Genomic DNA, 12443 nt, shown 5'->3' on the forward strand with positions numbered 1-12443 from the left:
GGCTTCTCACCGCCGCTGGAGAAGATCGTGCCCAGCGTCTGGGCGTACACGTTCGCCAACCCGCGGGCGGTGACGTCGTTGCGCGCGTACGAGTAACCCGGGCGGGCACGCCGGCCGCTGCTGCTGCGGCCGCGCCGGCCGCCCCGGTCGCGCCGCCCGCCCGGCGTACCGCGGCGCCGAAGCCGCAGCCGGTGGCTCCCGCGAAGCCGCACCCGGCCGCCGGCGGGGACGGCACCGGGCCCGCCGTCTCCGCGGTCGGCCGCACCCGGCGCGGGCTGCCCAAGCGCCTCGTGGCGGGCGACAACAGCGGTGCGATGCGCGTCGTACCCGCCCCGGACGCGTCCCGGGACACCGGCGCGCTCTCCGCCGCCGAACTGCGCAAGCGGCTGACCGGTTTCCAGGAAGGTCTGGAGGCGGCCCGCCGGGAGGGCGAGGCGACCGACCCGGTCGCGTCGTCCGACGAAGAACCCACCTTCCCGCCGCCCGCGCGGGAGGAGACAGGAGGTGGAGACCGGTGACCGGGTCGAATGGCACCACGGCACGCGACGTCGACTGGCTGGTGGCCGGCCTCGCCGGGGATGTCCCGGGGGTCCGCGAGGTCGTCCTGGTCTCCTCCGACGGCCTGATGCTGGCCAGTGCACGCGGCCCGGACGCGGCCGCCGGCGCGGCGGACGCGGAGGAGCAACTCGGCGCGATCGTCAGCGGCCTGGTCGCCCTGGCCGAGGGCACCTCGCGCGTGCTCGACATGGGCGCGGTCCGCCAGGAGATCGTCACCATGGCCGAGGGCTACGTCGTGGCGATGTCCATCAGCGACGGCTCCTGCCTGGGCGTACACGCGGGCGGAACCGCCGACCTGGGCGTGATCGCGTACCAAATGACCTCGTTCGTACGGCGCGCCGGCCACGTCCTGACGCCGGCCCTGCGCGCACAGATGCACCAGGACCGTGGAGGTGGTCGCGTTGGCTCCTGACGGCGGTTATTCCGATTACGACGCGGAGCGGGGGTACGCGACCCGGCCCGACACGGGTGGTCGTACCTCGCGCGTGCGCCCCTACACGCTGACCCGAGGCCGCACCCGATACGGCCACGTGCTGCTCGTGGAGACGCTGGTCACCACGCTGGACTGCCCGCAGGACGAGACCGGCGACATGCCGGAGGTCGCCCGGATCGTGCACTTGTGCCGAGGGGTTCGCTCGGTGGCCGAGGTGGCCGCGATCCTGCACATGCCGCTCGGCGTGGTGCGGGTACTGATCAGCGACCTGGCCTCGCAGGGCCGAATCAGCGTGTACCAGGCCGAGCACGAGGCCGGCCGACCCGATCGCGCGCTGCTGGAAAGGGTGCTCGGTGGACTACGCAAGATTTGATCTCGGCGGACTCGCCGGACTCGGCGACGACGTCCCGGCCATTCCACTGCCCGCCGCGGGTGCCGGCGGTCGACGGATCGGCGAGGGACCGCCGATCACCTCGACGAAGATCGTGGTCGCGGGTGGCTTCGGGGTCGGCAAGACCACGCTGGTGGCGGCCGTCTCGGAAATCCCGCCGCTGACCACCGAGTCGGTCATGACGGTGCTGAGCGAGGACGTCGACGACCTGTCCGGCCTACCGGAGAAGCGCACCACCACGGTCGCGATGGACTTCGGCCGAATCACCCTTGAATCCGACCTGGTCCTGTACCTGTTCGGCACGCCGGGGCAGAACCGGTTCTGGTTCATGTGGGACGACCTGGTGCGCGGCGCGGTGGGCGCGATCGTCCTGGTGGACACCCGGCGGCTGGAGGACAGCTTCCCGGCGGTGGACTACTTCGAGCGCTCCGGCATCCCGTTCGTGGTCGCCGTCAACCTCTTCGACGACGCGCCGCGCTATCCCGAGGAGGACCTGCGCGACGCCCTGTCGATCAGCCCACGCACCCCGATGACCGAATGCGACGCGCGGGTCCGGGAAAGCGCGGTGAGCGCACTGGCCGAACTGGTCGTGCACGCGCTGGACCTGACGCCGTAGGACGGACGGGGCCCATGGAGCAGCCGGCGGAGGTCACCCTGCGTGCGATCGGGCGCGTGTCCTGCCCGCGCGTGGAACTCGCGGACGACCACTGGGGAAACGTAACCTCGGTGATTCGCCTGGACCCCGAGCAATTCGGCCCGGACGCACTGTCCGGCCTGACCGACTTCTCCCACCTGGAAGTGGTCTTCCACTTCCACCGGGTACCGGACGCGGCGATCGAAACCGGCGCCCGCCACCCACGTGGCAACTCGGACTGGCCACTCGTCGGCATCTTCGCACAACGCGGCAAGAACCGCCCGAACCGCCTGGCGGTATCGCGGTGTTCACTGGTGCGGCTGGACGGACTCGACATCCACGTACGCGGCCTGGACGCGGTCGACGGCACCCCCGTACTCGACCTCAAGCCGTACATGCGCGAATTTGACCCACGAGGCGAAACCCACCAACCACCTTGGTCAACAGAACTGATGAGCGACTACTACGCGAACTGAGACCTCCCCAGCCCGACCGACGTACAGTCCGCGATTCGCGAGCAACGTTTTCGAACCCGGTCCTGCGACCTGAAGGCCGCCCAAGGCGGCCGTCTCTCGCCTGGAACCGGAGGGGAGACTCACAGGTCGGGGATGTCGTCGCGGTCGCGGTACAGGCGTCCCGCGGAGCGCGGCAGCGCATCACGCAGCCGCTCGGGGTGGATCGTCCTGGTCTCGCTTCGATCCGCCGAACGCTGGCGGGAATCCGCCCGCATGTGGAAGACGACTGCCGCCAAACTGATCGAATTGGAGAATGCATTCAGGGTCGGCGTCAATGACGGCGTGGAGGCGGCCGGATGGAAAGGCCAGGCGGCCGGGACGGCGGACCAAGAGCTTGAGCGGACGGTCCGACAGATCGCCATTTCCGCTAACCAAGCCCAAACCATCAGCGCTGCCGCAGATCGCGCGGTGAGCGAACTTCCCGCAATTCAATCCGCCCTCCGCTCGGCGATACAAGAGGCCGAAGTCTCGGGACTCAAGGTCGTCGAAAATTCCGGCGGATACACTGTTCAAGCTGCGGCAGCAGGCGATACGAGTAATCTCTCGCCTGCGGATTCAGCCAAACAACAAAGTGCAATCGACGGCTTTGTGGTCCGATTCAACGCGCTTCTTCGGCAGGCCGGCGAGGCGGACTCCAAATTCGCTGCCGTCATGACCACTTTGATGCCGGGAGATGTCGCAGAAACTCAGTTAAATGCCTGGCAGAACGGTCTCGAAGATACTCAACGTGTGGCGGGCCTGTACGGCGTAGGGCCCGTACCGAAACTCGATCCCGCACAGACCGCCGGCTGGTGGAGGGGGCTTTCTGATGAGCAGCGAGCCCTGTACTTGACCGCATATCCCAAACAGCTGGGAAGCATGGATGGCTTACCTGCGGCCGTCCGAGACAAGGCAAATCGCACGGCTCTGGATCAACGCTTGACCGAGCTGTCGCCGGCACTGGCCGGCGGAAATTCTCCCAATCATGACAAGCGGGAATGGGAGAATCTTACGAAGATCAAGGGGGTCTTGGCTGACGGATCCGCCCGACCGCCCGGCAAGGAATTGATGCTGCTCAAGTTCGGCGACAAATTCCTTGATGGCCAGGTAGTCATGTCCATCGGCGACCCCGACAAGGCAAAAAATGTCTCCGTTTCGGTACCGGGGACCGGCGCGACCGTCACCAACGGCCTGGAGGGTGGAATCAAGCGGATCGACGCCATGCAACAGGTGACTGACAAGTTGACGCCAGCCGGAGGCAGTGATTTGGCATCGGTGTTCTGGCTCGACTACGACGCGCCGGAACAGGGGGCCGCAGGCATTTCGGGCAGCATGATCAAATGGGATCGGTCGCAGGAGGGGGCACCGCGATTGGACTCATTCGTCAACGGGGTTCGCGCTCAAGGGAACGATCAACACATCACACTGATCGCCCATAGTTATGGGACGACAGTGGTCGGCGATGCCGCGCGGTCCGGAAACGGGCTGGCCGTCGATGACGTCGTTTCCCTGGGCAGCCCTGGCATGCATGTCACACGCGCGCAGGACTTGCACATGGACCCGGCTCACGTGTGGGCGGAGCGCGCAGTGGGCACGTCCAAGGACACGGCAGTAGTGGAAGGGGGACAATATTCCCACGGCGTCGACCATAAACCCGGCGGGCGCAGCCTCGTCGACAGGATTCTGGGAGAGGGCGACGATCCGGTCACCCCGACGGACAAGGAATTCGGCGGGAAAGTCATGAGCGGGGATGCTCATGCTCATGACGAATATTGGGTACATGGAAGCACAAGCCTTGCAAACCAGGCCAAGGTTGTCATGGGTACGTATAATGATCCCAATCCACTCAAACACCCAGAACTCAAGTAGGGGCGCACCTTGTGATTGCCCACGGCCCATTCGGTAAGTTCGCTGTCCTGTCGGCGGTGATTCTGTTGAGCTTGGCATCGGCATGTGGAGGTTCGGTGAACAAATCGGGAACCAAAGTCCCCAAGATGTCCGAGGATCGGGCCAAAGCTATTACTGAGGAGTACGCCAGAAGGCTCGTCGAAGGCCTGGGTGCACCCAAAGCCAAAAGCCAACCGTCGAACGGCACCAGCCCGTGCGGGAACGATAATTCCACCGTTAAGAACTTCTGGGCACTCCACGTGGAGAACGTGGTGGTTTCCCCGCAGGCTCAGGAAGCCATGTTCGCGAAGGCCCGCACCGTCATCGAGGGCATGGGTTTCAAAACTCGGAAGTTCGCGACGAATTCGGTCGGGGGTGAAGGAGCCGGTAATCTGGAGGCGATGAATTCCGGAGACGGATTTACGATCACCCTCCAGACCACTTCCCCATCGGAGGAAATCATGATCATGATTTCCAGTCCCTGCTTGGAGCGAGTAACCGAATGGGAAGGTGGCGTCTCGGCCGGCCCGAGTGCGGGGCGACCCTCCTAGGAATCCCCACCGACCGCCGACCGTCCGAACGGCAGTTTCGATCTATCGTCCTCGGTCCCACGCAGCGCAATCGACGGCACCCCAGTCCTCGATCTCAAGCCCTGCCTGAGCAAGTTCGGTCCCCGAGGAATACCCCACCAGCCGGCCTGGTCGACGGAACTGATGACCGACTTCCACACCGACTGACCCACCCGAGCCTGACCGTTCCGGCGCGGGGCGTCGGCGACGGGTTCGGCGCAAAGGTTGTCGGCGGTGGCCCGGCCGACAACCTTGCGGAACGGGTGGCGTCCACACCACCGCGTCCCTGCCGCCGAGCCGGGACGCAAGTCGCGTCCCCCGGATCGGGCGGGCGGGCGCGGATCGGCCCCGTGGTGCGGCCGTCCACGTCTGCCGTGACGACCTTCGGGCCCGCGCATCCTGTCGAACGAGCGCAGGACTTGCACATGGATCCGTCCCATGTCTGGGCGAAGCGCGCATCGGGAAAGACCGACGACATATCTTGCACAGGGACGCCGACGGCCATAGCGCCTACTGGGATCCCAATAGCCAAAGCCTGATCAACCAGGCCAGGGTGGTGATGGGTACTTACAACGACCCGAATCCGCTGCCCGAATGGGAAGGTGGCGTCTCGGCGGGGCCCAGTGCCGGGCCGACCCCATGGGTCTGGGACAAGGGGTCCGGGAGAGTGGAACCGCGACATGCGGGCCGAGGCGCTTTCACTCGCTTCCGGGCGGGCCGGGAACTCAGCGGGCCAGCGCCGGCAGCACTTCCTTCCCCAGCCGGTTCACGTTCTCCAACGTCATCGATGGCACGCCCGCGCCCTCGGTGAACAGGAGGAAGCGGGTGATGCCCGTGCGCTCGGTGGTGCGGGAGAGGCGGCGGATGCAGTCGGTCGGGGAGCCGACCGGGTGGATGCGGCACAGGAAGTCGGTGTACTCGGCGGGGTCGCGCATGTGGCGTTGGCGGTCGTCCACGGTCACGTGCGCGGACAGGCCCCGGCGCAGCCACCGCGGCATCGCGTGGCGCAGGGTGTCGACGGCCTCGCGGCCGGTGTCCGCGACGTAGGCGACGGTCGCGGCGGCGTGCTCGACCGCCTTGGGGTCGCGGCCGCACGCGGACGCGGCGCATTCGTAGGTGCGGACCATGGCGGCCTTCTCCGCGTCGTCGGCGTGCATGCCCAGCAGCATCGGCAGGCCGTGGCGGGCGGCCAGCGAGGCGCTCTCGCGCGAGGTGCAGGCGATGATCACCGGCGGGTGCGGGTAGGTGCGCGGGCGTGGCACCACGGGCACCTTGCGGAACGCAAAGTGTTCGCCTTCCGCACCCACCCGCTGGTGGGTGAGCCAGCGCATCAGCAGGTCCAGCGATTCGGGGAAGGCGTCGTCGTACCGACGCAGACCGGTGCCGAAGACCTCAAGGTCCACCCAGGGCCCACCACGCCCGACGCCCAGGGTGAATCGGCCTCCCGAGAGTTGGTCCAGCAGGGCCGCCTGCTCACCGAGAGCGACCGGGTGCTGATCGGACAGCACACTGATCGCCGTCCCCACCCCGATTCGATGGGTACGCCCCAGTAGCATGGAGGCGAAGGTGACCGCCGACGGGCACAACCCATACGGCACAAAATGGTGTTCGGCGATCCACGCCTCGTCGAAACCGGCCTCCTCCGCGGCGATTCCCGCGTCCATGGCAGCGGTGAGCACCTCACCGTGATCGCCCGCGTCGAACTGTGCCGCCAGCAGGAAGATGCCCAACTTCATCGCGTCCTCCTCGTCGTGTCCCCGTCGGCCCTGCGGTCGGATGGGACCGACGGCGGCGGAGCGGGACGTGGGGCGGGGCGCCCACAGACAACACAACGCTCGAACGGCCTCGGAGGTAATCCTTCACCGCTGATGGTTTTTCACCCGGACGGGCGGCTATCGGCAAGGCGGTGCCATCGAGCGACCGTCGACGCGAGTGCTCGAACACATACCCGAACGCCTATTCGGGACGGACCGAGGCGAACGGCACATCCCACCGGCCTGTGCCTGTCCGGCAGGGGCTGCCATACTCCTGGAACCCCGCGGTACTACTTCGCAGTAACCAAGGCGTACTCCCGCAAGGGAGACGCCATTTCAGCAGCGAGGAGCACAGCAGATGACCCGTGACATCAGCACGGTCGGCGTGGTCGGCCTGGGCACCATGGGCGCCGGCATCGTCGAGGTCCTGGCCCGGGCGGGAATCACCGTCGTGGGCGTGGACGTCTCCGACGAGGCCATCGCGCGTTGCCGGGCCCGGATCGCCGAGTCGACCGCCCGCGCCGCGGCGCGCGGGAAGCTGACCGAGGACCAGCAGCGAGACATCTTCGATCGGATCACCCTCGGCACCGACCTGAGCTCGGTCGCCGCAGCGGACCTCGTCCTGGAGGCGATACCCGAGCAGCTGGAGCAGAAGCAGGAGCTTTTTGCCCAGCTCGACAAGATCTGTGGGCCGGAGACCATCCTGGCCACCAACACCTCCTCGCTGTCGGTCACCGAGCTCTCGGTGTCCACCACGCGCTCCTCGCGCGTCGTGGGGCTGCACTTCTTCAACCCCGCGCCGGTGATGAAGCTGGTCGAGGTGGTCCGCACGGTGGTCACCGAACCCGAGGTGCTCGCCGACGTGGTCACGCTCGCCGAGCGGCTGGGCAAGTCGCCGGTGGTGGCCGGCGACCGGGCCGGGTTCATCGCCAACGGGCTGCTGTTCGCGTACCTCAACCACGCGGCGTCGATGTACGAGCAGAAGTACGCCACGCGCGAGGACATCGACGCGGCGATGCGCTTCGGCTGCGGTCTGCCGATGGGGCCGCTCGCGGTGCTCGACCTGGTCGGGATCGATACCGCGTACGAGATCCTGGAGCAGATGTATCGCCAGTCGCGCGATCGCCTGCACGCACCCGCGCCGATTCTCAAGCAGATGCGTACCGCGGGTCTGCTCGGGCGCAAGAGCGGTCGCGGCTTCTACACCTACGAGCAGGCCGGCTCGCCGGTCGTGGTGGCCGAGGCCGGCGAGTCCGCTGCGGTCGCCGGCACGCCGCGCGACGTGCGCGCGGTGGGTGTGGTGGGCACCGGGACGATGGCCACGGGCATCGTCGAGGTGTTCGCCAAGTCCGGCTACGAGGTGGTCTACGTCGCGCGCAGCGAGGAGAAGGTCGAGCGGGTGCGCACGGCGCTGGTCCGCTCGCTGGACAAGCAGATCCAGCGCGGCCGGCTGACCGAGGAGGCCAAGGCCGAGGCACTGGCCCGGGTGGTCGGCTCGACCCGGCTCGACGACCTGGCCTTCGCGGACCTGGTCGTGGAGGCCGTGGTCGAGGAACTGTCGGTCAAGCAGGCCCTGTTCGAGAACTTCGACGAGATCTGCAAGCCCGGCGCGATCCTGGCCACCACCACCTCCTCGCTGCCGGTGATCGACTGCGCGGTGGCCACCTCGCGGCCCGGCGACGTGGTCGGCATGCACTTCTTCAACCCGGCGCCGGTGATGAAGCTGGTCGAGGTGGTGCGTACGGTCGCCACCTCGGACGACGTGGTGGCCACCGTCCACGAGGTCTGTCGCCGGACCCGGAAGCACGCGGTGGACTGCGGCGACCGCGCGGGCTTCATCGTCAACGCACTGTTGTTCCCGTACCTGAACGACGCGGTGCGCATGCTCCAGGCCAACTACGCGACGGCCGAGGACATCGACACCGCGATCAAGTTGGGTGCCGGTTACCCGATGGGCCCGTTCGAACTGCTCGACGTGGTCGGGCTGGACGTCTCGCTGGCCATCCAGAAGGTGCTGTTCGCCGAGTTCCGCGAGCCGGGTTGGTCGCCGGTGCCGCTGCTGGAGCACCTGGTCACGGCGGGCTACCTCGGCCGCAAGACCGGTCGCGGCTTCCGGGACTACGCGAAGCGGTAGAGCGGTGCCGGACCGACGCGTCGGCCGGGAGTGAACCGACGCCGGTCGGCTGGGATCAAGTAGTACGAGAGGGGTACGGGCGCGCGCATCGCGTGCACCCGTACCCTTTTTGTGTGCCGCGTCGTAACAAGCCCACCAGCCGATCCCGGACCGTCGACCGGGACGAGCCCCGCGACCCCAGCCTCGGCTTCGAGGAGCGCGAGTCGGGGGCCGACGGGGAATGGCTGGTGCGACCGATCAGCGGTCAGGCGGCGACCAAGACCTATCGGTGTCCCGGGTGCGACCACGAGATCCCGCCGGGCGTGCCACACCTGGTCGCGTGGTCCGCGGACGGGCGGGTCGAGGAGCGTCGGCACTGGCATCGCCCGTGCTGGAACAGCCGCGGGCAGCGGCGGATCACCCGGCGACGGTAGGCGCCGCGTCCCGACCCGTGGCCATCCGCCGACCGGCCGGGCGCCGACGGCGGGTCGCCAGCGTCGCCGCGAGCAGCAGCGCCAGGGCCGGCAGGATCACCGCGAGCACGAGCGGGACGAGCAGCGCGACCGCCGAGGCCGCCACGTGCAGACAGGCCGCCCCGATCAGGCCGACCCGAGGGGACGAGCCGGTATGCAGCCGATCGCGCAGGTTGCGCACCGCCCACATCGACCAGATCACGATCACCAGGCCGAGCAGGGCGAAGAAGGCGATGCCCAGGGCGCTCTCGAAGGGCCGACTGTCCACCTCCCGGTTCCGTGTGACGCGCAGGACCAGCATCGGCGCGAGCACGCCACAACAAACGACCGCCGCCACCGCCTCGGCGCACAAGGTCACGACGGCCGCGTACGTCACGATGCCCCGGGTCAACGTCATAAGCCGCGATCGTGCCCGCTGGGCGGCGGTTTGTCGAGAGTGCGTTCGAGTCGGGCGGGGGTGATGCCGATCGGTCGGGTATCGGGTAGTGGGCCAACTCCTTGCCGGTGGCCGGGTCGAAGGACGCGAAGGTCTCCATGGTCGTGGTCACGGCTGGTTCGCCCTCTCTCGCAGCACGGACTTCTGCACCTTGCCGGCCGCGGTCAGCGGCAGCGCGTGCACGAACTCGACGCTCCTGGGCGCCTTGTAGCCGGCGATCAACGTCTTCACGTGGGCCCGCAGCAGATCGCCCGTCAGCTCGCGGCCCGGATGCAGCACCACGACGGCGTGTACGCGTTCGCCCCACATGGGATCGGGCAGGCCGATCACGGCGCAGCCGGCGACGTACGGGTGTGCGTTGACGGCGTTCTCGACCTCGGCGCTGAACACGTTCTCCGCGCCCGTGACGATCATGTCCTTGAGCCGGTCGACCACGGTGACGTAGCCCTCGGCGTCCATGAAGCCCAAGTCGCCGGTGTGCATCCAGCCGCCGCGCAGCGCCTGTCCGGTCTCCTCCGGCCGATTCCAATACCCCAGCATCACGTGCGGCGAGCCGCCGGGATGCGGAGGCGCGGGCACGCCGTCGAGGCCCGCCCGCGCCGCCGAAGGGTTCCGCCGCGGGATCAGCAGTCGCGCAACGTCGGCGACTGGTTCAGCAGTTGGCCTCGGATCGAGGTGAACTTGGCATACCGGTCCGCGTCCAGGCCCTCGACCGGGAAGACCGCCACGCGGTGGCAGTTCTGAAACGCCAGCTTGACCCCGAAATGCCGTTCCATCGAAGCGCGGATCGCGTCCGAGGCCAAGGCGCGCAGCAGTTGCCCACGCTCGGTCTCGCCGGCGGGCGGTACCTGGTTGTCCGCGAACGGCCCGCCGTTCACCTGAAGTTGCGTCACCAGTGAGGAGACGAGATTCCACGCGTAGGGCAGCGAGGTACGCACACAGTCGACGAACTCGGCCTCGTCCACGTCACCGCGTTCGGCCTGTTCCAACAGCTTCGCGGGCACATCGAGCGACATCGGTGCTCCTTCCGGCCGGGGCGTACGCAAGTTCGCCCGGCAGTTCGGGTCGTGTCTCGTACGTGGCGGGTGGCGCCCATGCATCGATCACGACACGCCCGAACGCCCATCCGCCCGGCCCGCACCGTCTCCTGACTCACCGTAGGACATCGGGTACACGTTGCTCCATAGCGAACGGTCGGTGAACACACCTACGGCCCGGGCAGGCCGCCGGCGGTTCTCTCGGCCGACTCGCCGGGCTGCGTCGTGACCGTGGTGAACGCGCCGCGCGGCTGTCTGTCGTCCTTCATGCGGCCGCCGCCGTTCGATCGTCGCGCCGCGTTCGCGACGTTGAACCATGCGTCGGTTTCGAGTCGGTCGAGGGTGGGTGATGAGGTGCGTCACACGAGTGGCGTCGGCGCCGAGGGGATGGCCGAGGGAGGTACTGCGGAGGCGGTAGCGTCGGGGTATGCGTCTCGTCATCGCCCGTTGCTCCGTGGACTACGTCGGGCGACTCACCGCCCACCTGCCGTCCGCCCCCAGGCTCATCCTCGTCAAGCGGGACGGGAGCGTGTCCGTTCACGCCGACGACCGCGCGTACAAACCGCTGAACTGGATGAGTCCGCCGTGCACCCTCAAGGAGGGGGACGGCGTGTGGACGGTGATCAACAAGGCCGGCGAGAAGCTGATCATCACGATCGAGGAAGTGCTGCACGACACCTCGCACGAACTGGGTGTCGACCCCGGCCTGGTCAAGGACGGCGTGGAGGCACACCTCCAGGAACTGCTGGCCGACCGGCTCGACGCACTCGGCGCCGGCTGGACGCTGATCCGGCGCGAATACCCGACGCCGATCGGTCCGGTCGACATCCTGTGCCGGGACGCGGACGGCACCACCGTCGCGGTCGAGATCAAGCGCCGCGGCGAGATCGACGGCGTCGAGCAGCTCACCCGCTACCTGGAACTGCTCAACCGGGACACCCTGATCGCCCCGGTCAAGGGCGTCTTCGCCGCACAGGAGATCAAGCCCCAGGCCCGCGTGCTCGCGGTGGACCGGGGCATCACCTGCGTGACCCTGGACTACAACGCGCTGCGCGGCACCGAGGACGACAAGCTGAAGCTGTTCTGATCCGGTCGTCGTCGGATCCCGAGCGCGGGATCCGACGACGACCGGGGCCGACTGCCTCACGGCACGTCGACGCCTGTCGGCAACTGCGGTGAGGCCGGGCTGGTCGGCGGCGTGGTGCTCGGCGGTGGTGGTGCCGACGTCGTCGTCGCCGGTGCCGACGTGCTGCCCTGCGACGGCGAGTTGGCCGGGCTCGACGATCGCGGGGAGTTCGCCGGCGCCGAGGTCGTGGCCGAGGTCGTCTCCCGCACCGTCGTGGTGGATGTGGCCGTCGCCCCGGTCGAGCCCGGCTTGTGGCTGCCGGTCGGCGCAGCCGGCTTGTCCCGGTCGACCTTGGGCTCGGCCTCGACGCCTCGGTTGGGGGTGTTCGGGTCGAAGGCCGCCGAGCCGGTGGAGCCCACCGGTCTGCGATGGTCGCCCTTGTCCGGCGAGTCCGAGCCCATCGCGACCACGGCGGCCAGGGTGGCCATCAGCACCACCGCCGCGCCCGCCGTCATCAGCACGCCGCGCCGGCCGATCCCGCCGCGCGCCGCGCCGGCTCCGCCCTCCGTGGTCGCCGCGACCGCCCCCCGGTCGCCGC

At 68.4% G+C, this 12443-nt stretch carries 15 protein-coding genes and 2 pseudogenes; 10 read left to right on the forward strand and 7 right to left on the reverse strand.

Annotation, left to right across the window (positions count from 1 at the left end):
• Positions 1 to 98 (reverse strand): annotated as a pseudogene (locus ABZS54_RS38285) (proteasome subunit alpha); the annotation flags it as partial.
• A 93-nt stretch (positions 99 to 191) separates the two neighbouring features.
• Here ABZS54_RS38285 and ABZS54_RS38290 point away from each other — a divergent pair.
• From ABZS54_RS38290 to ABZS54_RS38310, 5 genes are all read left to right on the forward strand, one after another.
• Positions 192 to 518, forward strand: a complete 327-nt coding sequence (locus ABZS54_RS38290; protein ID WP_355546744.1) for a hypothetical protein — start codon at positions 192 to 194, stop codon at positions 516 to 518.
• Positions 515 to 970, forward strand: a complete 456-nt coding sequence (locus tag ABZS54_RS38295) for a roadblock/LC7 domain-containing protein (protein WP_355546746.1) — start codon at positions 515 to 517, stop codon at positions 968 to 970. Before ABZS54_RS38290 ends, ABZS54_RS38295 begins: the two co-directional genes overlap by 4 nt.
• Before the next feature lie 73 nt (positions 971 to 1043).
• On the forward strand, positions 1044 to 1364 hold the full coding sequence (locus ABZS54_RS38300; RefSeq protein WP_052174010.1) for a DUF742 domain-containing protein: 321 nt from the start codon (positions 1044 to 1046) through the stop codon (positions 1362 to 1364).
• Between the two features lie 40 nt (positions 1365 to 1404).
• Positions 1405 to 1998: an ATP/GTP-binding protein gene (locus ABZS54_RS38305; RefSeq protein ID WP_355546767.1), complete on the forward strand. Its 594-nt coding sequence runs from the start codon at positions 1405 to 1407 to the stop codon at positions 1996 to 1998.
• A 14-nt stretch (positions 1999 to 2012) separates the two neighbouring features.
• On the forward strand, positions 2013 to 2492 hold the full coding sequence (locus ABZS54_RS38310; RefSeq protein ID WP_355546748.1) for an SAM-dependent methyltransferase: 480 nt from the start codon (positions 2013 to 2015) through the stop codon (positions 2490 to 2492).
• 119 nt (positions 2493 to 2611) lie between these two features.
• Here the strand turns inward: ABZS54_RS38310 and ABZS54_RS38315 are convergent, their stop codons facing one another.
• On the reverse strand, positions 2612 to 2746 hold the full coding sequence (locus ABZS54_RS38315; RefSeq protein ID WP_355546750.1) for a hypothetical protein: 135 nt from the start codon (positions 2744 to 2746) through the stop codon (positions 2612 to 2614).
• On the opposite strand from ABZS54_RS38315, the gene ABZS54_RS38320 reads away from it, so the two are divergent.
• Both ABZS54_RS38320 and ABZS54_RS38325 read left to right on the forward strand, forming a co-directional pair.
• The gene (locus tag ABZS54_RS38320) at positions 2745 to 4379 is read left to right on the forward strand and encodes an alpha/beta hydrolase (RefSeq protein ID WP_355546752.1); all 1635 of its coding nucleotides are present in this window, start codon (positions 2745 to 2747) and stop codon (positions 4377 to 4379) included. The two genes, ABZS54_RS38315 and ABZS54_RS38320, sit on opposite strands and share 2 nt — an antisense overlap.
• 95 nt (positions 4380 to 4474) lie before the next feature.
• The gene (locus ABZS54_RS38325) at positions 4475 to 4948 is read left to right on the forward strand and encodes a hypothetical protein (protein WP_355546754.1); all 474 of its coding nucleotides are present in this window, start codon (positions 4475 to 4477) and stop codon (positions 4946 to 4948) included.
• A gap of 743 nt (positions 4949 to 5691) precedes the next feature.
• Here ABZS54_RS38325 and ABZS54_RS38330 read toward each other — a convergent pair.
• Complete coding sequence (locus ABZS54_RS38330; RefSeq protein WP_355546756.1) at positions 5692 to 6702, reverse strand: LLM class flavin-dependent oxidoreductase; 1011 nt, start codon at positions 6700 to 6702, stop codon at positions 5692 to 5694.
• A 376-nt stretch (positions 6703 to 7078) separates the two neighbouring features.
• On the opposite strand from ABZS54_RS38330, the gene ABZS54_RS38335 reads away from it, so the two are divergent.
• Positions 7079 to 8854: a 3-hydroxybutyryl-CoA dehydrogenase gene (locus tag ABZS54_RS38335; protein ID WP_355546758.1), complete on the forward strand. Its 1776-nt coding sequence runs from the start codon at positions 7079 to 7081 to the stop codon at positions 8852 to 8854.
• A 113-nt stretch (positions 8855 to 8967) separates the two neighbouring features.
• Entirely contained in the window at positions 8968 to 9267 is a 300-nt protein-coding gene (locus ABZS54_RS38340) for a hypothetical protein (protein WP_026219239.1), read from the forward strand.
• On the opposite strand, the gene ABZS54_RS38345 is transcribed toward ABZS54_RS38340, so the two are convergent.
• The 3 genes from ABZS54_RS38345 to ABZS54_RS38355 form a co-directional block, all read right to left on the reverse strand.
• Entirely contained in the window at positions 9251 to 9703 is a 453-nt protein-coding gene (locus ABZS54_RS38345) for a hypothetical protein (protein WP_355546760.1), read from the reverse strand. The two genes, ABZS54_RS38340 and ABZS54_RS38345, sit on opposite strands and share 17 nt — an antisense overlap.
• 147 nt (positions 9704 to 9850) lie before the next feature.
• Positions 9851 to 10321 (reverse strand): hypothetical protein, encoded by a 471-nt coding sequence (locus ABZS54_RS38350; RefSeq protein ID WP_355546762.1) that lies wholly within the window; start codon positions 10319 to 10321, stop codon positions 9851 to 9853.
• 44 nt (positions 10322 to 10365) lie between these two features.
• Positions 10366 to 10758, reverse strand: coding sequence for an SCO5389 family protein (locus tag ABZS54_RS38355; protein ID WP_355546764.1), 393 nt, complete (start codon positions 10756 to 10758; stop codon positions 10366 to 10368).
• Positions 10759 to 11206: 448 nt separating this feature from the next.
• On the opposite strand from ABZS54_RS38355, the gene nucS reads away from it, so the two are divergent.
• Positions 11207 to 11866 (forward strand): endonuclease NucS, encoded by a 660-nt coding sequence (nucS, locus tag ABZS54_RS38360; RefSeq protein WP_020555456.1) that lies wholly within the window; start codon positions 11207 to 11209, stop codon positions 11864 to 11866.
• 56 nt (positions 11867 to 11922) lie between these two features.
• On the opposite strand, the pseudogene ABZS54_RS38365 reads toward nucS, so the two are convergent.
• Positions 11923 to 12443: pseudogene (locus tag ABZS54_RS38365) on the reverse strand (hypothetical protein); the annotation flags it as partial.

Origin of the sequence: Embleya sp. NPDC005575 (genome assembly GCF_040605455.1) — a bacterium.
GTDB lineage: Bacteria > Actinomycetota > Actinomycetes > Streptomycetales > Streptomycetaceae > Embleya.